At 63.9% G+C, this 19,212-nt stretch carries 11 protein-coding genes; 6 read left to right on the top strand and 5 right to left on the bottom strand.

Translation table 11 applies throughout. The features are described from left to right. Window positions 1–211 precede the first annotated feature (211 nt). Both MnOB_RS19220 and MnOB_RS19225 read left to right on the top strand, forming a co-directional pair. Complete coding sequence (locus tag MnOB_RS19220) at window positions 212–1,069, top strand: winged helix-turn-helix domain-containing protein (protein WP_077525830.1); 858 nt, start codon at window positions 212–214, stop codon at window positions 1,067–1,069. Next, the gene (locus MnOB_RS19225) at window positions 1,066–1,536 is read left to right on the top strand and encodes a hypothetical protein (RefSeq protein WP_077525831.1); all 471 of its coding nucleotides are present in this window, start codon (window positions 1,066–1,068) and stop codon (window positions 1,534–1,536) included. The genes MnOB_RS19220 and MnOB_RS19225 overlap by 4 nt, the downstream gene beginning before the upstream one ends. A gap of 61 nt (window positions 1,537–1,597) precedes the next feature. Here MnOB_RS19225 and MnOB_RS19230 read toward each other — a convergent pair whose 3' ends face one another. Next, window positions 1,598–1,777 carry a hypothetical protein gene (locus MnOB_RS19230; RefSeq protein WP_158713834.1) on the bottom strand — a complete coding sequence of 60 codons (180 nt, stop codon included), beginning with the start codon at window positions 1,775–1,777 and terminating at the stop codon, window positions 1,598–1,600. Between the two features lie 805 nt (window positions 1,778–2,582). On the opposite strand from MnOB_RS19230, the gene MnOB_RS19235 reads away from it, so the two are divergent. Both MnOB_RS19235 and MnOB_RS19240 read left to right on the top strand, forming a co-directional pair. Continuing rightward, on the top strand, window positions 2,583–3,656 hold the full coding sequence (locus MnOB_RS19235) for a hypothetical protein (protein WP_077525833.1): 1,074 nt from the start codon (window positions 2,583–2,585) through the stop codon (window positions 3,654–3,656). Next, window positions 3,656–4,078, top strand: coding sequence for a hypothetical protein (locus MnOB_RS19240; protein WP_077525834.1), 423 nt, complete (start codon window positions 3,656–3,658; stop codon window positions 4,076–4,078). The genes MnOB_RS19235 and MnOB_RS19240 overlap by 1 nt, the downstream gene beginning before the upstream one ends. A gap of 4 nt (window positions 4,079–4,082) precedes the next feature. Here MnOB_RS19240 and MnOB_RS19245 read toward each other — a convergent pair whose 3' ends face one another. From MnOB_RS19245 to msuE, 4 genes are all read right to left on the bottom strand, one after another. Next, entirely contained in the window at window positions 4,083–5,204 is a 1,122-nt protein-coding gene (locus tag MnOB_RS19245) for a sigma-54 interaction domain-containing protein (protein WP_077525835.1), read from the bottom strand. Further along, a complete protein-coding gene (locus tag MnOB_RS19250) occupies window positions 5,201–6,385 on the bottom strand; it encodes an acyl-CoA dehydrogenase family protein (protein WP_077525836.1) in 1,185 nt (394 codons plus the stop codon). The genes MnOB_RS19245 and MnOB_RS19250 overlap by 4 nt, the downstream gene beginning before the upstream one ends. Window positions 6,386–6,454: 69 nt before the next feature. After that, entirely contained in the window at window positions 6,455–7,603 is a 1,149-nt protein-coding gene (gene ssuD / locus MnOB_RS19255) for an FMNH2-dependent alkanesulfonate monooxygenase (RefSeq protein ID WP_077525837.1), read from the bottom strand. A 10-nt stretch (window positions 7,604–7,613) separates the two neighbouring features. Continuing rightward, the gene (msuE, locus tag MnOB_RS19260; RefSeq protein WP_077525838.1) at window positions 7,614–8,177 is read right to left on the bottom strand and encodes an FMN reductase; all 564 of its coding nucleotides are present in this window, start codon (window positions 8,175–8,177) and stop codon (window positions 7,614–7,616) included. A 283-nt stretch (window positions 8,178–8,460) separates the two neighbouring features. On the opposite strand from msuE, the gene MnOB_RS19265 reads away from it, so the two are divergent. Both MnOB_RS19265 and MnOB_RS19270 read left to right on the top strand, forming a co-directional pair. Beyond that, complete coding sequence (locus MnOB_RS19265) at window positions 8,461–9,525, top strand: sigma-54 interaction domain-containing protein (RefSeq protein ID WP_077525839.1); 1,065 nt, start codon at window positions 8,461–8,463, stop codon at window positions 9,523–9,525. Window positions 9,526–10,336: 811 nt separating this feature from the next. Beyond that, window positions 10,337–19,212: peroxidase family protein (locus tag MnOB_RS19270; protein WP_077525840.1), on the top strand; the 8,876-nt coding region annotated here is incomplete at its 3' end.

A 19,212-nucleotide genomic window follows, 5' to 3' on the forward strand; every position in this document is an offset into this window, starting at 1 on the left:
GGCTTGCCGCAAGCGGTTCGTCCGGATGAAAGAGCACGTGAAGCCTTGCTTTCGCGCCCTTTCCGGCGCCCATGCACTGTGGGCCAAGGGCGGCCAGAACAAGAATCAAAAATCGTTATTTGTGCCGTGTGGTGCGCAGCTGGGAGTCGATGTGCGAGAGAATCCGCATCATTCCTGTGGTTAATGAAATCAATAAGCTCAGAAAAGATTCATGAAAAACCAGTTCAAGTTCTTCCTGAAAAGTGGCGGCGCAGTATTGTTTGATGCCGCAAGCAACCAGTTGCATATAAGTTCGAGTGTGGGTGAACCGCGCGCGGTGACACTTTCCTATTCGGAGTCCCGCTTGTTGCAACTTCTTCTGGATAAACCGGGGGAAACCCGCAGTCGCAACGAAATAATGGAATACGCCTGGGATAACCGTGTGGTTGCCGCCGGAAGTCTGAACCAGGCGATATTCACCCTGCGCAACCTGATCGAAGACGGCACCGACCACGAGTTGCTGCAGACCGTCCCGCGCCGGGGTTATCGATTCAACGCGCAACAGGTCGCCGACGAAGCCACGCCGCCGCCCGCATCGGCGTCCGCGCCGGGCGTCGCCGAGGTCGTGGCCGGGTCGGACGCGGAGCAGGCCCCTACGACCGCCGATTCTCCATCCACCGCCCCACGGCATCGGCTGGCGAACCTGCTCCGCTCGCCGAAGCTGCTGGTACCTGCCTATGCCTTGATGTTCTGCCTGCTCGCCCTGGTGGCGCTGTATCGCCTGGGTGTGTTCGACGACGCAGCGTCGGAGCTGGTGATCGAAGACGTGGCGGCCGGTCCCATGACCTACCACTTCATCGGCGACAGCGCCGAGGAGAACGCCAGGATTCGCGAGACCTTCAAGCCGGCGCTGGATGCGCGCGAGGAAGGCCTTGCCGGACATATCTGGATCAACCGCTCGAACCGCCTCTACGACCTGGCCTGCGTGCGTACCGATGGCACCACGGAGAACCTGATCTTTCTCGAGGACAACAAGATGGCCAACCTGCAACTGGAAATGGTCCGTCGCTGCATGAGGGGCTGGCCATGATGCTGCGCCGCTACAAACACGCCTTCATCCTCGGCGGGCTGGCCTTGCTGGCCGTGGCCGGCCTGGTGTTCGACCGTCCCGCCTACAGGCTCGGCGTTTCCTACCACGGCACCAGCGACATCGTGCTCAACGACGGTGCGCGGATTCGCCTGGAAGAGCGGCTCATCATCGGTGAAAAGATGAGCTTCGCTGCCATGGAGCGAGTCGCTTCGGAGGTCAATTACGCGTCGCTGGTGGCGGACGTCCTGCATTTCGGACCCCGCAGTATCGATGTCCGCCTGCAGAAGGCCCAGACGAGTCGGGCCAGGCCCATGGAACGGATGAGTGAAATCCCCGACGTGCTGTTCGGCCGCCAGTACGGCCTGGCGACGGGGGCGACGATGCGGTTGGAGTTCCTGCCGGCGCCGGAGGGCGCGATCTGCTACTACGCCCGGGAGATCGACAACTTCCGTTGCCTTAACCGCTGAACCCCCAGGCGGGCTCCTGGAGCGGTGGCAACGGCTGGCCACCCTCCGGCGCCTGCCCCTGTCAGGCGCTTTCCGGCAGGCGAAGTTCGGTCACTTCCTTGAGCTTCCCATCCAGGGTGCGGGTTTCCACGCTGAGGATGACCATGGGCCGCTCGGTGCGAACGACCTTGATGCGAGTGAGGGTATCCGAGGTGTTCTGGATGACCAGGGATTCCCCGACATTGCGACACAGGACCAGCATTTCAGGCACTCCGTTGAAGTAGTCACGGTGTCGATTTTCGAAGCCGCCGTGGGCCTGATGCGAATCAAAAATGTTCATTGATGTTGGGGCCCTGTACCGGGCTGGTTTCGGGCCGCTGGCTGCTTCAGGTTGGCTATTGGCTCGCCTGCGCGAGTCACCCCTCTCCTCTTCAGGGAGAGGGGGCGGGGCGGGCCGCGTTCGGAAGAGGGTGATTACCGGCAGCTCGGAGTATCAGGGCAGCCCTTCGGCCTGCTTGGCGATTGAAATCGCCCCTACAGGAAGGTTCCCCACGGGAAGTACGGAGTCGCCGGCTCGAGTCACCCCTCGCCCTCCGGGAGAGGGGCCGGGGGAGAGGGTGAACTGGCAGCTCGGAGTATCAGGGCAGCCCTTCGGCCTGCTTAGCGAATGAATTCGCCCCCACAGGAAGGGTGCCCCCGGGACGTACAGAGCCGCCAGCGCGAGTCACCCCTCTACCTCTGGGGTAAAGAGGCACGCTTTTGGAAGCACCGCTTCCAGTGCCGATGAACGCCGGATCGCGAAGCGATCAGGCCGGGGCGCAGAGCGGGGGCAGGGGGTGAGGGTTGTGTCAGCTGAGCGTTGAAGCCTGGAGGAAACTTCCTCCAACGTCCTTCAAGCCCCTCGGAATCCGCCTCCAGCGCTCTGCTAACCGCAAATGAACATTGCTGATTTTGATTTCTCCGCTCCCCCTCCAAGAATCCGCCCGTCCCGAGGTCGATGACCCGAGGGAGGCTCGGGCCTCCCCCGAAACTTCCGGGGCCTGTCTTGCTACCAGAAGGGGCGTTGAATGAAGTTCGTACCTGTCATCCGGCTGATCTGCTGGATCGTCTGTTCGGTCCTGGTGGCCGTCTCGTTCGGGGTCATGCGCAACTCCGTCATCGGCGGCTTGCTGATGCTCTCCGGCGCGATCTGGCTGTGCCCCGCCAGTTGGCGGGCAATCGAAAGCCTGACCGGAAAAGGGTGCAGCGTCGCTGTGGTCGTGCTCTCGGTGCCGTTGTTCCTGCTGGGCGTGCACATCACCACCACGGCCCGTGAGCTGACCAAGACCCCCGCGCCACAACGCATCTACTCCGAGGGTGAAGCCTCGACGCGACAAGATGCGGCGGACCATCCGGAAGTGAATCCGGGCGCCCTGAATTTCTTCCGGCACATCATGGAGCAGGATTACCTGGTCGCCCTGGACGGGGGGAAGTCGGCGCTGAACGAGCTGGCGATGGTCAACCCGATGGAGCGCATGCCCAGCTCGCGCCTGGCTCAGATCTACGAAGGTGACGAGGAGGCGGTGGACCCGTTCTTCAAAGGTCGCAAGCTCATCGTCACTGGTGAGGTCCTGGGCGTTCGGGTCGACTATGCCGATGACGTGGTCCTGGAACTGCCCGGCGCCCATCCGCAGTTGAACGTGCAGGCGGAGCTCCACAGCGATCCGCGCAAATACTCCGAGCCGGTGGTCGAGGGAAAATACGTCGACCTCTACTGCACTGTTTTCGGCAAGGTCTCCGACGACAGCGCCAGCAGCCTGTATCTGAAGGACTGCACCGAGGTCGATTTCACGCCCGACGCCAAGGCCTATGCCGACAACCTCACCGAAGCCCTGCGCGGCTGGCTTCGCACCGGCGGCAAGCACATCTTCCCCAACGACAACGCGGCGACCTACTTCCTGGTTTCGTACCTGGCAGGCACCCAGTTGCCGCCTGACAACCCCTGCCTGCGAGAGGACGCCGCGCTGGAAGAGTGCGTGAAGTCCCTGGACAACATGCAGGCCAGCGCACTGTTCGAGAATGCGCGCGGTGACCTGCAGCGCTGGCAGGAATGGCTCGGCCTGCCGACCCCGGAAGGTTACGGCCAGCTGAGTAGTCGCTGATGGGCGTGGGCTTTCGGGGCCTGGCGCTCTGCTGCCTGTTCGGGCTGTCGGCAGTCGGCCCGGTGCAGGCGGCGGACGTTCACCTGCGCGGACATTGGCAGCAATTCATTGACGAAGAAGACAGCCTCGTCGGCGTGTTGAGCCGCGACGAGGAGGGCGAGGCGGTGGCCGCCGAGCTGTACTTGCAGGCCTTTCGCAATGGCGTCGCCATCGGCGAGGAGGTACATCGCTTCGCCCTGCCGGAAACGGTCCGACTGTTCGCCATTCCCCTGGAGGACGACGTCGATTGCTACCGCGTGCTGGGCGTCGTCGGCCTGGATGCCGAGGATGAACCGGTCAGCGGCCAGGACGATTCCCCGCCCGTCGTGGGAGAGTGCGACGCCCCGGATTCGCTGCCCGTCGGCACCTTGCTACCAAGCTGAACGGTCAGACCGACAACTGCACTTCCCGCTGGCCATCGATGCGCTGCGTGCTGCGCCGGCTCACCACCAACTCGCCGATGGCGATCAGGCGGCTGCGGGTGACGTTGCGGCTAAGTCCCAGCAGGTTGGCTGTGTGTACCTGGTTGTAGTGGCAATGGCGATAGGCCGCGCGCAGTAGCGCGTCTTCGACCTTCTGGTGGAGGTCGCCAGCCTGCTCTTCGAACAGGCGCTGGAACGCCTGTTGCAGTTGCGCCTCGGCACCCCCTTCGACGCCGCGCGGTTCTTCCGGGCGGTCGATGCGCAGGTTGGACAGGTGCAGGTCGGCTGCCTGGATCACGCCATCGCGGCAAATCAGCAGGGTGTGGTGAATGACGTTTTCCAGCTCGCGGATATTGCCTGGCCAGGAGTAGCCGCGCAGTTTGCGTTCAGCGTCGGGGCTGAGCTCGCTGCGGCCATAGCCAAGGCGCCGGCTGTACTCGTCTATGAAGTGACGGGTCAGCGGCAGGATATCGCCGGGGCGCTCGCGCAGAGGGCTGAGTTCCAGGCTGACGACGTTGAGTCGGTAGTAGAGGTCCTCGCGGAAGTGCCCGGCGTTGATGGCCTTTTCCAGTTGCACATTGGTGGCCGCCAGCACGCGCACATCGATGGGAATGCTCTTGCGCGAGCCGAGGCGCACCACCTCACGCTCCTGCAGCACACGTAGCAGCTTGACCTGGATGGGCATCGGCAGGTCGCCGATCTCGTCGAGGAACAAGGTGCCGCCGTTGGCCGCCTCGAACCATCCCGCCTTGGCCGCCAGGGCGCCGGTGAAGGCGCCTTTCTCATGGCCGAACAGTTCGGCTTCCACCAGGGATTCGGAAAATGCGCCGCAGTTGACCGCTACGAAGGGGCCGTCACGGCGACTGCTGAGGTTGTGCACATGGCGCGCCACCAGCTCCTTGCCGGTGCCGGTCTCGCCGATGATCAGCACGCTGGCCTCGCTCGGCGCCACTTGCTGGAGGTGCGCCAGCAGGGACTGGGACTTCGGGTCCTCGAATACCTGGGCGGTGGCCCTGACCGAAGTGGCCAGGGCCGGGGAGGGGGGCAGCGTGAGCAGGTTGGAAGAGGCTTGGCGCGGTGCTTTCATGAGTAGAAGGTCGGCTTCGGCAGGGTCTGGTTTAGGGCCCACTCGCCCAGTTCGCGGACCTTGTAGTCCACCGGGTCGTGCAGGGTCTGGGTGCGCAGATTGCGCCAGTGGCGATCCAGGCGCAGGGCGGCGTGGGTGGAGCGTGCGCCGGTGACTTCGAACAGGCGGCTGCACAGGTCGAGGCCGGTCCGGGTGGCGGCCACCTTGGCGGTGGCGATGGCCAGGGCCAGTTCGCCGCGCTGGGCCTCCCCGAGGTCTGGTCCTTGGTTCCACGCGGCGTCGAGCAGGCTGGAGGCGCGTTGCACCAGCGCGCGAACACCTTCCAGGCCAACCCAGAACTCGCCGTAGTGGGCCAGGACGTAGGGGTCTTCGCCGATATGGCTGGCCGGCGATTTGAACCAGGGCCGCGCCTCCTTGAGGGTGTAGGCGCGGGCGTCCTCGAAGGAGCCTTCGGCGATGCCCAGGTAGATGTGGGTGAAAATCAGCTGTGCGATCAGCGGGCGCAGGCAGGCGAACGGCGTGCTCAAGGGGCCCGGGTCCAGCAGCAGCTCGTTCTCTTCGACCCGTACGCGCTCGAAGATTGCGCTGCCGCTGTCGGTCTGGCGCTGGCCCATGTTGTCCCAGTCATCCGCCAGGCTGATGCCGCTGCGGGCGGTGGGGATGGCGGCGATCAGCAGCTTGCCGCTCTCTTCGTCGAGGCCGGAGGCGATCAGCATCTGCGAATCCAGCGCGCCCGAGCAGAAGCTCTTCTTGCCCGAGAACTCGCGCCAGCCGGCGAACTTCTTCACCGTGGTGCGTGTATCCAGCGGATTCAGGGCGTTGCCCCAGAACCAGCGGTTGCGTGCCGTGAGCTGGAACCACGGCTGCCATTGTTCGGCGCGGGAAAACAACCGCACGGTGGCCAGCATCAGGTGCTGGAAGCCGAAGACATGGGCGATGGAACTGTCCACGCGGGCGAACTCGCGTATCACGTCCAGGGTGGTTTGCCAGTCGTGACCCAGGCCGCCGTGTTCCACGGGAATGATCAGCGACAGCAGGCCGCTCTGGCGAATGGCGTCGCGCTCGGCCTTGGGCGTGCCGCCACGGGCGTCGCGTTCGGCCGCGGTTTCGGCGAAGCCGGCCGCCAGCTCGCGGGCGATCTGCAGCGGCGTGGGGAGGGTGAGATGCTGCGGGGCATTCACGCGGATTACCTCTTCAGGTGGATTTCTTGTCGTTGCATCGCCCCTTCGCCGGGAAGGGGCGTGGGCGGATCAGCGGGCGGCGGCGGTCTTGGGCAGCACGTCGTTGGCGATCATCTCGCCGAAGGGACCGGTGAGGTTGGTCACACCGCGTCCGGCCAGGCTCGCGTAGGGCTCGGGCAGTAGCGGGAACACCAGCTCGGCGAAGCGGTAGGCCTCTTCCAGGTGCGGGTAGCCGGAGAAAATGAAGCTCTCGATGCCGAGGTCTGCGTACTCCTTGATGCGCTCCGCCACCTGCTGCGGTTCGCCCACCAGGGCGGTGCCGGCGCCCCCGCGCACCAGGCCGACGCCGGCCCAGAGGTTGGGGGCGATTTCCAGGTTGTCGCGGCGACCACCGTGCAGCGCGGCCATACGCCGTTGCCCCTCGGAATCGAAGCGGGAGAAGGATTGCTGGGCGGCGGCGATGGTGTCGTCGGAGATGTGTTCGATCAGCTTGCTGGCGGCGCGCCAGGCTTCTTCTGCGGTTTCGCGGACGATCACGTGCAGGCGGATGCCGAACTTCACGGTGCGGCCGTGGCGGGCGGCACGTTCGCGCACATCGGCGATCTTCTTCGCGACCGCGGCTGGCGGTTCGCCCCAGGTCAGGTAGACGTCCACCTGTTCGCCAGCCAGATCATGGGCCGCGTCGGAGGAGCCACCAAAGTAGAGCGGTGGGTAGGGCTGCTGGAGGGGAGGGTAGAGCGCCTTGGCGTTTTCCACCTGCAGGTGCTTGCCCTTGAAGTCGACCGACTCGCCTTGCAGCACACGACGCCAGATGCGCAGGAATTCGTCGGTGACTTCGTAGCGCTCGGCGTGGCTGAGGTGGATGCCATCGCCACGGTTCTCGTCGGGATCACCGCCAGTGACCACGTTGATCAGCAGACGGCCGCCGGAAAGGCGGTCGAGGGTCGCGGTCATGCGCGCGGAAACGGTGGGAGAGATGATCCCCGGACGGATCGCCACCAGGTAGCGCAGGCGTTCGGTCAGCGGTGCCAGCGCCGAGGCCACCACCCAGGAGTCCTCGCAGGAGCGGCCGGTGGGGATCAGAACCCCGTAGTAGCCGAGGCTGTCGGCGGCCTGTGCCACCTGCTTGAGGTAAGGCAGGGAGACCGGTCGGGCGCCCTGGCTGGTGCCAAGGAAATGACCATCGCCGTGGGTGGGGAGAAACCAGAAAACGTTCATGTCAGGTCCTTCAGGCGATCTTCAGCAGCTTGGCGGCGTTGCCGGTGAACACGGGGGCCGCGCGCTCGGCAGCGAGCTGGATGCGGGCTTTCAGGGCGTCGCTGGTGATCTGGTAGTTGTCGAAGTCGGCCTCGGAGGCGTAGACGCCGATGGGCAGGGTCAGCGACTGGAAGAAGCTGAACAGCGGACGCAGCTGGTGGTCGAGGACCAGCGCATGGCGTTCGCTGCCACCGGTGGCGGCGAGCAGTACCGGGGTGTCGATCAGGGCGTTCTGGTCGATCAGGTCGAACAGGTGCTTGAACTGGCCCGGATAGGTGCCGCGATAGACCGGGGTGGCTACCACCAGCAGGTCGGCGGATTCGATGGCGCGCAGTTCATGCTCGACGGTTTCCGGCAGTTCCTTGCGGGACAGGGCGCCGCCGACCGAGCGGGCGATGTCGCCCAGTTCGATCAGGTGACTCTGGATGGGCAGGTGCTGGCCCAGCTCGGCGACGATGGCCTGGGTCAGGACCAGAGTGCGGGAAGGACGGAAGGTGCTGCCGGTGACAGCGACCACTTTGATCGGCTTGGTCATGGGGAATCCCTTGTGATGTTGCTCTGTGTGCAGCAGGACAGAGCAAAGGGCGTACCAAGGCGAAAAGTGTGCTGAATCAGGGCAGTTCAGCGCTGTTTTCCGGTTTTTTGCTGGTGAATGGCCAACAGTTGTGCTGATGAAGTGTTGCTGTGGCAACACCTCTGCGGGCATTCGGACAGTTCGTATATGCGAAATACGAATATATAAATATCAATCAATAATTTTTTTATCTATATGTGTTCGGGCATCATTCCCCTGCGCTATCGGCTGCCAGGAATGCACCATGTCTCTGCTTACTCTCCCCAATGCCCGTGAACTGACCAAGTCGGTACGGGCCACCGTGCTGGTCTTCAAGGACCCGGCTTCCCAGGAACTGCTCGGCCGCATCGAGCGCCTGGCACCCAGTGAGGCCAATGCGCTGATCATTGGCGAGACCGGCACCGGCAAGGAGCTGGTGGCCCGGCATATCCACAATCTCAGTCGCCGCGCTGGCGGCCCGTTCGTTGCGGTGAATTGCGGCGCCTTTGCCGAAACCCTGGTGGAAAGCGAGTTGTTCGGCCACGAGAAGGGCGCCTTCACCGGTGCCACCCAGGCCAAGGCCGGCTGGTTCGAAACGGCCAATGGCGGCACCTTGTTCCTCGATGAGATCGGCGATCTGCCACTGAACATGCAGGTGAAGCTGCTGCGAGTGCTGCAGGAGCGGGAAGTGGTAAGGCTGGGCTCGCGCACGCCGATTCCCATCGACGTGCGCCTGGTGGCGGCGACCAACGTGAACCTGGCGGATGCCGTTGTCGCCGGGCACTTTCGCGAGGACCTGTTCTACCGGCTGCATGTGGCCAGTATCAAGTTGCCGCCGCTGCGCGAGCGCAAAGGCGATGTCCTGCCCCTGGCGGAATTCTTTCTCGCCGAACATTCGCGGCGCCTCGGCTACACCCCGGCGAGCCTGAGCGAGGGGGCTGAGCGCAAGCTGCTCGCCCACAGCTGGCCGGGCAACATCCGCGAACTGGAGAACGCCATCCACCACGCCCTGCTGGTTTGCCGCAATCGCGAGGTTCAACCCGGCGACCTGCAACTGGTGGACCTGCGTCCGGCCTCGACCCGGCAGGACGTGCCGTTACAGCCCATCGGACTTGAGGCCGCGCTGGAGGCACTGTTCGAGGAGAACCAGCCGGACCTCTACGAGCGGATCGAGGAACGGCTGTTCCGCACCGCCTACCGCTTCTGCCACGGCAACCAGTTGCAGACCGCCCGCTTGCTGGGCATCAGCCGCAATATCGTGCGGGCACGGCTGGAGAAGATCGGCGAACTGGAAGTGGTGAGTCGTACCCCCAGCGTGCGTCTGGCCTGATACCCATTCCTGCGCCCCTCATCGTGGGGCGCTAGCGGACCGTAGGAGCGAGCTTGCTCGCGAAGCTTCTGAGCCGCCCCTTTTCGCGAGCAAGCTCGCTCCTACAAAAAGCTGACTTCAGGCAAAAAGCACGGTTTTTTGACTCACTAATTCGCGGATTTTGCAAGCCTATGCCTGCTGCTTCCGGGCGGTGGCAAACAGCGGATCAACGGAAGATTGATCGTTGAATGGCTCTAGGACGGGCTTTTCAGCGTTGGGTGATGGCCCCGAAAAGGGTGGGGATGGCCCCGTAATGGCGTGTTTTTCTCATCTTTGTAAGCACATATTTCAGTATTAAAACATTAAAAAACAATGAGTTAACTAATCAAAAAGAGCAAAAATAGTAGGAATGGCGGTCGCTTGACAGTGTTTTTGGCCGAATCTTTAGTCAGGTATGTAAGAAATTGTTTCGTGCCGTGGGCAGCTGCATCGTGAGGGCGCTGCAGCCTTAGCCGGGAAACAATAAAAGCTAGGGAGAACGTCATGAGCACTGTCCATCCAGCTCCATTCCAGGGGGCGATTCCGCCCATCTCTGCACATCTCTCCGAGTATCACGGCCCGCCGGGTCGTTGACCCCGGTGCCGGTCCACATCGCCGGCACCTTCAGGGATAGAACCTCCTGCTGAAGAGCATGAACTGCGCTAGCACCAGCGTCGCTTCAAGGTAGGCGTCATCTAGTCCCCCAAATCCCGAAGTCAAGTCGAAAGCGTGGCGCCTGACCTTGCTGCCATGGCGCACGCCCCTACGCAGTCGGAATTGAGGAATCAGCAAAATGGCCAATTTCAACCTCGCGGACCTGGATTTCATCCTCCAGCAGATTCTCATCGCTGAAGCACACGCTTCCGGCGAGGACCTTCGCGACTTGCTACCCAACGTGCAGGTGCCGTTCGGCCTGCGCACCATCGATGGTTCGTTCAACAACCTGTTCGCCGGCCAGACCGAATTCGGCGCTGCGGACAACATTTTCCCGCGCCTGCTGGACCCGGTGTTCCGCCCTGCGGAGGCGGGAACCTCCTATGCGCAGACGACCGGCACGGTGATCGACTCCCAGCCGCGCACCATCAGTAACCTGATTGTCGACATGACGGCCAACAACCCGGCAGCGGTGGCGACGGCCTTCGACCCCGGCCCGGACGGGGCCCTCGGAACCCCCGACGACGTGCTCAAGGACGGCGCCCAGATCGTGACCAGTCCTGGCCTCGATGGCCTGTTTGGCACGGGCGATGACACGCCGACCTTCTTCATTCCCAACGTCGCGCCAGATGCCGGCCTGTCCGCCCCCTTCAACGCCTGGATGACCTTCTTCGGGCAGTTCTTCGACCACGGCCTGGACCTGGTGACCAAGGGCGGCAACGACATCATCTTCATCCCGCTGCAGTCGGACGACCCGCGCTTCGTCGCCGGTAGCCCGACCAATTTCATGGTGCTGACCCGTGCCACCCAGTTCGGCGGCCCCGGCCTGAACCAGAACACCACCTCGCCCTTCGTCGACCAGAACCAGACCTACAGCTCACACCCCTCACACCAGGTGTTCCTGCGTGCCTACGAGATCGGCGCAGACGGCCATCCACACGCTACCGGCAAGCTGATCACCAACCGCTCCCTGGGCGCCGATGGCGATTTCGGCACCGCCGACGACGTGGAAATCGGCGGTATGGCCACCTGGGCGGTGGTCAAGGCCCAGGCCCGTGACATCCTCGGGATCAACCTGACCGACGCCAATGTGTTCGATGTGCCGCTGCTGGCCACTGATGCCTACGGTAACTTCATCAAGGGCCCGAACGGCTTCCCGCAAGTGGTCATGAAAGGGGCCGACGGCCTGGCCGGCACCGCCGACGATGTCCTGGTGGAAGGCAACCCGCTGGCACCCATCGACCTGACCAATGCGGTCGGCACCGGCCACCAATTCCTCATCGACATTGCCCATAGCGCCGATCCCACCGGCGGCCTGACGGCGGATGCCGACAACATCATCAACGTCGGCACTGCGCCCGCAGCCGGGACCTACGACAACGAACTGCTGGACGCGCACTACATGGCCGGTGACGGCCGGGTCAACGAGAACATCGGCCTGACCACTGTGCACCAGGTATTCCACTCCGAGCACAATCGCCTAGTGGAACAGACCAAGAGCACCCTGCTAGCCTCCGGCAACCTGGCCGAGCTGGCCCCCTGGCTGATGCCGGGCACGGCGCCGACCGTATTCCCGACCACCGCGGCCGAGATCGCTGCCCTGGACTGGAACGGCGAGCGCCTGTTCCAAGCCGCCAAGTTCGGTACCGAGATGCAATACCAGCACCTGGTGTTCGAAGAGTTCGCCCGGACCATCCAGCCCCAGGTCGACGAGTTCCTGGCGCCGTCCGGCTATGACACCACCATCGATCCGTCCATCGTCGCCGAGTTCGCCCATACGGTTTACCGCTTTGGCCACTCGATGCTGACTGAGACCATCGATCGCTTCGACCCAAACTTCAACCCGATCACGGTCGACCCGTTGCACCCGACCAACGACCAGCAACTGGGCCTAATCGCCGCCTTCCTCAACCCGCTGGCCTATGCCGCCAGCGGTCCGACTGCGGAAGCTGCCGCCGGCGCCATTGTCCGTGGTGTGACCCGCACCGTGGGTAACGAAATCGACGAGTTCGTCACCGAGGCCTTGCGCAACAACCTGGTAGGCCTGCCGCTGGACCTCGCCGCCATTAACATCGCCCGTGGCCGTGACGCCGGCATTCCCTCGCTGAACGCCGCGCGCCGCGAGTTCTACCGCATGACCGGCGACGAACAGCTCAACCCCTACACGAGCTGGGTGGACTTCCTCGATCACCTGAAGCACCCGGAATCGCTGATCAACTTCATCGCCGCGTACGGCACCCACACCAGTATCACCAATGCCACCACCCTGACGGCCAAGCGCGCCGCCGCGACCCTGCTGGTGCTGGGCGGTGCTGGCGAGCCGGCAGACCGCCTGGACTTCCTGCACAGTACCGGTGCCTGGGCCAGCGGTGCCGATGGCGTGACCACCACCGGCCTGGATCTGGTGGACTTCTGGATCGGCGGCCTGGCCGAAGAGAAGATGCCCTTCGGCGGCATGCTGGGCTCGACCTTCAACTTCGTCTTCGAGACCCAGTTGGAGTCCCTGCAGAACGGCGACCGCTTCTATTACCTGTCGCGTACCGCAGGCATGAACTTCGGCACGGAGCTTGAGAACAACTCCTTCGCCAAGCTGGTGATGCTCAACACAGACGTCACACACCTGCCCAACGCCATCTTCTCCACCCCGACCTGGACCCTTGAGGTCAACCAGGCTGCCCAGCACACCGGGCTCAACGATGCCGGCCCGGACGGTATCCAGGGCACGGCAGACGATGTGGTTGGTGCCGATGGCATTGCTGGCAACTCCGATCCCCTCGGCGGCATCGTCATCAACGGCGTGGTAATCACCCCGCTGGTGATGCGTGACGACCCCAACACCGCCGCGGTGGAAACCAACTACCTGCGCTACACCGGTGAAGACCACGTGGTCCTCGGCGGTACCGCCAACAATGACACCATCATTTCCGGCGATGGCGACGACACCCTCTACGGAGACGGTGGCAACGATGTGCTGGAAGGCGGCTACGGCAACGACACCGTCATGGGCGGCGCCGGTGACGACATCATCACCGATGCCGGCGGCGACAACCGCATGGAAGGTGGCGACGGCAACGACGTGATCCACGTCGGCAACATGATGGCCGGCGGGGCCGGCAACCTGATCCTGGGCGGCAACGGCAAGGACTTCATCGTCACCATTGAAGACATGTCCACCACCTTCGGTGGCCAGGGCGACGACTTCATCTACAGCGCCAAGACCAGCCTGCCGCCCACCGGTAACGAGGGCGACGACTGGATCGAATGGGGTACCCAGGACGGCGCGCCCGGCGATAACTTCGCCCCCCTGCTGGCCGACAACGTCATTGGTAACGACGTCTTCATCGGCGGTGGCGGCTTCGACGAAATGATCGGGGAGGGCGGCGACGACATCTTCGTGGGTAGCGATGCCCAGGACAAGATGGACGGCATGTCCGGCTATGACTGGGTCACCTACAAGAACGACAACATCGGCGTCACCGTCGACCTGGCCCTGGCCGCGTTCCTCGGCATTGGCGAGGTGGGTGACCATATCGCCTTCCCGGTGGCTCAATCGCCGGCCTCGATCTTCGACCGCTTTGCTGAAGTGGAAGGCCTGTCCGGTTCTGCCTTCGCCGATATCCTGCGCGGCGACGACGTAGACCCGACCACCATCGTCGACCACGGCGGCGCCACCGGCGGCGCGCTGACCAATCTAGACCTGATCACCGGCCTGCGGGCGTTCCTCGGTAACCAGGCCTCGGTCGGTGCGGACGCCATTCTTGGCACCGCGGACGACCTGGTGGACACCTTCATCGGCGGCAATATCATCCTCGGCGGTGGCGGCAGCGACATCATGGAAGGTCGCGGCGGCAACGACCTGATCGATGGTGACCTGATGCTGAACGTGCGCATCAGCGTACGTGCCAATGCCGACGGCACTGGTGCGGAGATCGCCAGCTTCGACAGCATGGTGGACCTGATTCCGCTGATGCTGAACCACACCTTCAACCCAGGCCAACTGGTAGCCGTGCGTGAGCTGCTCAATGGCGGTGCTGATTTCGACACCGCCAACTACCAGGGGCGTGCCAACGAATACACCGTCGTCGCCAATGCCGATGGCTCCTTCACGGTGACTGACTCGGTGGCTGGCCGCGACGGCATCGACCGCCTGACCAACGTCGAACGGATCCAGTTCTCTGACGCCCGCCAGGTGCTGGTCGCCGGCCTCAACGCCGAGCCGGTTGGATCACTGACCATCACCGATACCAACGGCGGCACCTTGCAGGTCGGGGACTTCCTCACCGTATCGGCTGCTGGCGTCACTGATGCCGACAATCCGGGCGCCATCACCGACGTCAACTACGTCTGGCAGGTGGAGCGCGATCCGGGCACCGGTGTGTTCGAGGACATCATCGCCGCTCCGGCGGGCGATCTGGCCTTCCAGAGCGCCAACGGCCTGCGCTTCCGCATCACGCCTGATCTGGCCGGGCTGTCGCTCCGGGTGAAAGGTGTTTACGCCGACGGCAATGGCGTGACCGAGCAGGTGTTCTCGGCAGCCAGCGCCGCTGTGGCTCCCTTTACCCCGCCGCCGCCCACTACCGCGGTTGATCCGGGGCCGGGCGTTACCCAGAGTGGACCTGGCATCCAGTTGGTACGTGGGGACTTGGACTTCATCCTTGACCAGATCCGCATTGCCGAAGCCCATGCCAGTGGCGTCGACCTGCTGTCCCTGCTACCGAACGTGCGTGCCTCCATGGGGCTACGTACCGTCACCGGTGAGTTCAACAACCTGCTGAACTTCTCCGGTATCGACCAGAGCCAGTTCGGTGCCGCCGACAATACCTTCCCGCGGCTGCTGCCGGCGGAGTTCACCAATGAGCAGGACGAAGCACCGTTCCTGGGTGTTACCAACACCAACTACAACTCCTCCACCAACGTGGTGGACAGTGACCCGCGCACGATCTCCAACCTGATCGTCGACCAGACCAACAACAACCCGGCAGCCGTTGCGGCGGCCGCGGGGACTGATGGTTCGACCCTCGTGACCAGCCCGGGCCTGGATGGCCTGTTTGGTACCGCCGATGACCAGCAGGTGAACTTCATTCCGAACACCATGCCGGACGCCGGCCTGACTGCGCCGTTCAACGCGTGGATGACCTTCTTCGGGCAGTTCTTCGACCACGGTCTGGACCTGGTGACCAAGGGTGGCAGCGGCACGGTCTTCATTCCGCTGCAGCCGGATGATCCGCGCTTCGTCATCGGTAGCCCGACCAACTTCATGGTCCTCACCCGCGCTACCCAGGTAGGTGGCGTACCGGGGCAGAACGAGAACACCACGTCGCCCTTCGTCGACCAGAACCAGACCTACAGCTCGCACCCGTCGCACCAGGTGTTCCTGCGCGAGTACATCTCTACGCCCAATGGGCCGAGGGCGACTGGTGAACTCATCACCAACCGCAACCTGGGCGCTGATGGCGTGTTCGGCACCGCCGACGATGTGGAAATCGGCGGCATGGCCACCTGGGCGGTGGTCAAGGCCCAGGCCCGCGACATCCTCGGGATCAACCTGACCGATGACGATGTGTTCAATGTGCCGCTGCTGGCTACCGACGACTACGGCAACTTCATTCGCAATCCGATCACCGGATTCCCGCAAGTCGTGATGGTCGGCCCGGATGGGCTGCCGGGTACCGCTGACGATGTGCTGGTATCAGGTACTCCGGCGGCGCCGGTCGACCTGACCAATGCCGTGCGCACCGGTCACCAGTTCCTCATCGACATCGCCCACAGTGCCGATCCCACCGGTGGCCTGACGGCCGACGCCGACGATATCGTCAACGTCGGCACCACGCCGGCGACCGGAACCTACGACAACGAGCTGCTGGACGCGCACTACATGGCCGGTGACGGCCGGGTCAACGAGAACATCGGCCTGACCGCTGTGCACGCGATCTTCCACTCCGAGCACAACCGTCTGGTCGAGCAGACCAAGAGCACCGTGCTGGCCAGCAACGACGTGGCCTTCATCAATGAGTGGCTGCTGGCTCCGGTCACCACGTTCCCGACCACGCCGGCCGAGATCGCAGCCCTGCAATGGAATGGCGAGCGCCTGTTCCAGACCGCCAAGTTCGGTACCGAGATGCAGTACCAGCACCTGGTGTTCGAGGAGTTCGCACGGACCATCCAGCCGAACGTCGACCCGTTCTTCGCGCCGACCCAGGTCTATGACGTCAACCTCGATCCCTCGATCGTCGCCGAGTTCGCCCACACGGTTTACCGTTTCGGCCACTCGATGCTGACCGAGACGGTCGACCGCTTCGACGCCAACTTCAACCCGGTCACGGTCGATCCGCTGCACCCGACCAACGACCAGCAACTGGGCCTGATCGCGGCCTTCCTCAACCCTCTGGCCTATGCCGCCAGCGGGCTGACCCCGGAAGACGCCACCAGCGCCATCGTCCGTGGCGTGACTCGCACCGTGGGTAACCAGATCGACGAGTTCGTCACCGAGGCCCTGCGCAACAACCTGGTGGGCCTGCCGCTCGACCTCGCCGCACTGAACATCGCCCGGGGCCGTGACACCGGCGTGGCAACGCTCAACCATGCGCGTGCGCAGTTCTACGAGGCCACTGGCGATGCCAACCTGAAGCCCTACGTCAGCTGGGCCGACATGGTGATGCACCTGAAGCATCCGGAGTCGCTGATCAACTTCATCGCGGCGTACGGCACCCACGACTCCATCGATGTGACGGCAACGACTTTGGCCGAGAAGCGCGCGGCGGCCACGGCCATCGTCCTCGGCGGTGCTGGTGCACCTGCCGACCGGTTGGACTTCCTCAACAGCACCGGCACTTGGGCTGGCGTGGAGACCGGCCTGAACCTGGTGGACTTCTGGATCGGTGGCCTGGCCGAGAAGGTCACGCCGTTCGGCGGCATGCTGGGCTCGACCTTCAACTTCGTGTTCGAGAACCAGCTGGAGAAACTCCAGGACGGTGACCGCTTCTACTACCTGGAGCGCACCGCCGGCCTGAACTTCAACGCCGAGCTGGAAGGTAACTCGTTCGCCAAGCTGATCATGGCCAACACCACTGCCACCCACCTGCCGGGCGTAGCCTTCCTGACCCCGGCCTTCACCCTCGAAGTCAACCAGGCCCTGCAACACACCGGCCTCAACGATGCCGGGGCTGATGGTATCCAGGGCACGGCTGACGATGTGGTGGGCGCCGACGGTATTGCCGGCAACTCAGACCCGCTGGGCGATAACCCGCTGCTACCGCTGGTAAGCCGCGACAACCCGGCGACCCCGGGTGCGGACACCAACTACCTGCTGTATCGCGGCACCGACCATGTGGTGCTGGGCGGTAGCTCCAACGCCGACATCCTGCGTTCCAGCGAGGGCGATGACACCCTCTATGGCGACGGCGGCAACGACCGTCTGGATGGCGGCTACGGCAATGACTTCATCAATGGTGGCGACGGCGACGACATCATCACGGACGTGGGTGGCGACGACAACATCAAGGGTGACAACGGCAACGACGTGATCCAGGGCGGCAATGGCGTCAACCTGATCCTCGGCGGCTTCGGCAACGACTTCATCGTCACCGGTGAGGACGCCAGCGAAGCCTTCGGCGGCCAGGGCAACGACTTCATCCTGGGCTCGAAAGCCAACGAGCAGGACATGGGTAACGAAGGGGACGACTGGCTGGAAGCCGGCACCTCCGACGGCGCTCCTGGCGATAACTTCGATCCGGCCGGCAACGACCCGATCGCCGGCAACGACGTGTACGTCGGCAGCGGCGAAAACGACAAGTTCAACGCCGAAGGCGGTGACGACATCATGGTCGGCAGCGCTGGCCAGGGTGACCGTTACATCGGGTCTTCCGGATACGACTGGGCGACCTTCAAGAACGATACCCGCGGCGTCACCGTCGACATCAGCGATCGCTTCTTCGATCAGCCGCAACAACCGGGGTCGGGTGCGTCGGTGCTGGCCCGCTTCGACGGCGTCGAAGGTCTGTCGGGATCGGCGTTCGGTGACGTGCTCAGTGGCGATGATGCCGATGCCACCACCCTGCCGACGGTAGGCGCCAAGGGCAGCGTGCTGACCAACATCGGCTTGATCGCCGGCCTGCAGGAGTTCCTGGGTGCCGGTGTCACCTTCTTCGAGGGTGGCAACATCATCCTCGGTGGCAGCGGCAGCGACATCATCATGGGACGGGGTGGCGATGACCTGATCGATGGCGACAAGTGGCTGAACGTACGCATCAGCGTGCGCCAGAACCTTGATGGCAGCGGTCCGGAGATCGCCAGCTTCAACAACATGACCGACATGGTGTCGCTGATGGTCAACGGCACCTACAGACCGGGGCAACTGGTGATCGTGCGGGAGATCCTGCAGGGCACTGCGGCGCTGGATACCGCGGCTTATCAGGGGCTTTCGTCCGAGTACGACTTCACCGTCAACCCCGATGGTTCGGTCAGCATCACCGACCGGGTGGTCGGCCGTGACGGTACCGACCGCCTGACCGGCATCGAACGCCTGCAGTTCACCGATGGGATCCTCGACCTGTCCGGCACCGATGCGCGCCCGGTGGGCGTCGTGAGCATCAGTGATGGCACGCCTGAGGTCGGCTCGCTACTGAGCGCGTCCCTCGCCGGTGTCACCGATGCCGACAACCCCGGTGGCGCTATCACCGGTCCGGTGTCCTATTACTGGCAGGTGGAAACCAATCCGGGTACCGGCATCTTCGAAGACATCACCTTCGTCGCCGCCGGCGAGGTGGCCCGCGCCACTGGCCGGACCTTCCGCATCACGGAAGACCTGGCCGGTCTGGCCCTGCGGGTGATGGCCATCTACAAGGACGCCAATGGTGTACTGGAGACCGTGCTGTCGAATGTGACCGATCTGGTATCGGCCACGCAGGTCAACGATGCGCCGACGGGGGCACCGGTGATCAGCGATATCACGCCGACCCAGGGCCAGGTGTTGACGGCCTCGCGGGGTACGGTGGAGGACGTCGATGGCACGACGAC

Source organism: Metapseudomonas resinovorans (assembly GCF_002003485.1).
Lineage (GTDB): Bacteria > Pseudomonadota > Gammaproteobacteria > Pseudomonadales > Pseudomonadaceae > Metapseudomonas > Metapseudomonas resinovorans_D.

Coding starts and splice junctions, on each gene's coding strand:
- msuE (WP_077525838.1), bottom strand. CDS start 8,177: ATGACCAAGCCGATCAAAGTGGTCGCTGTCACCGGCAGCACCTTCCGT.
- MnOB_RS19245 (WP_077525835.1), bottom strand. CDS start 5,204: ATGAAAGCACCGCGCCAAGCCTCTTCCAACCTGCTCACGCTGCCCCCC.
- MnOB_RS19220 (WP_077525830.1), top strand. CDS start 212: ATGAAAAACCAGTTCAAGTTCTTCCTGAAAAGTGGCGGCGCAGTATTG.
- ssuD (WP_077525837.1), bottom strand. CDS start 7,603: ATGAACGTTTTCTGGTTTCTCCCCACCCACGGCGATGGTCATTTCCTT.
- MnOB_RS19230 (WP_158713834.1), bottom strand. CDS start 1,777: ATGCTGGTCCTGTGTCGCAATGTCGGGGAATCCCTGGTCATCCAGAAC.
- MnOB_RS19225 (WP_077525831.1), top strand. CDS start 1,066: ATGATGCTGCGCCGCTACAAACACGCCTTCATCCTCGGCGGGCTGGCC.
- MnOB_RS19235 (WP_077525833.1), top strand. CDS start 2,583: ATGAAGTTCGTACCTGTCATCCGGCTGATCTGCTGGATCGTCTGTTCG.
- MnOB_RS19240 (WP_077525834.1), top strand. CDS start 3,656: ATGGGCGTGGGCTTTCGGGGCCTGGCGCTCTGCTGCCTGTTCGGGCTG.
- MnOB_RS19265 (WP_077525839.1), top strand. CDS start 8,461: ATGTCTCTGCTTACTCTCCCCAATGCCCGTGAACTGACCAAGTCGGTA.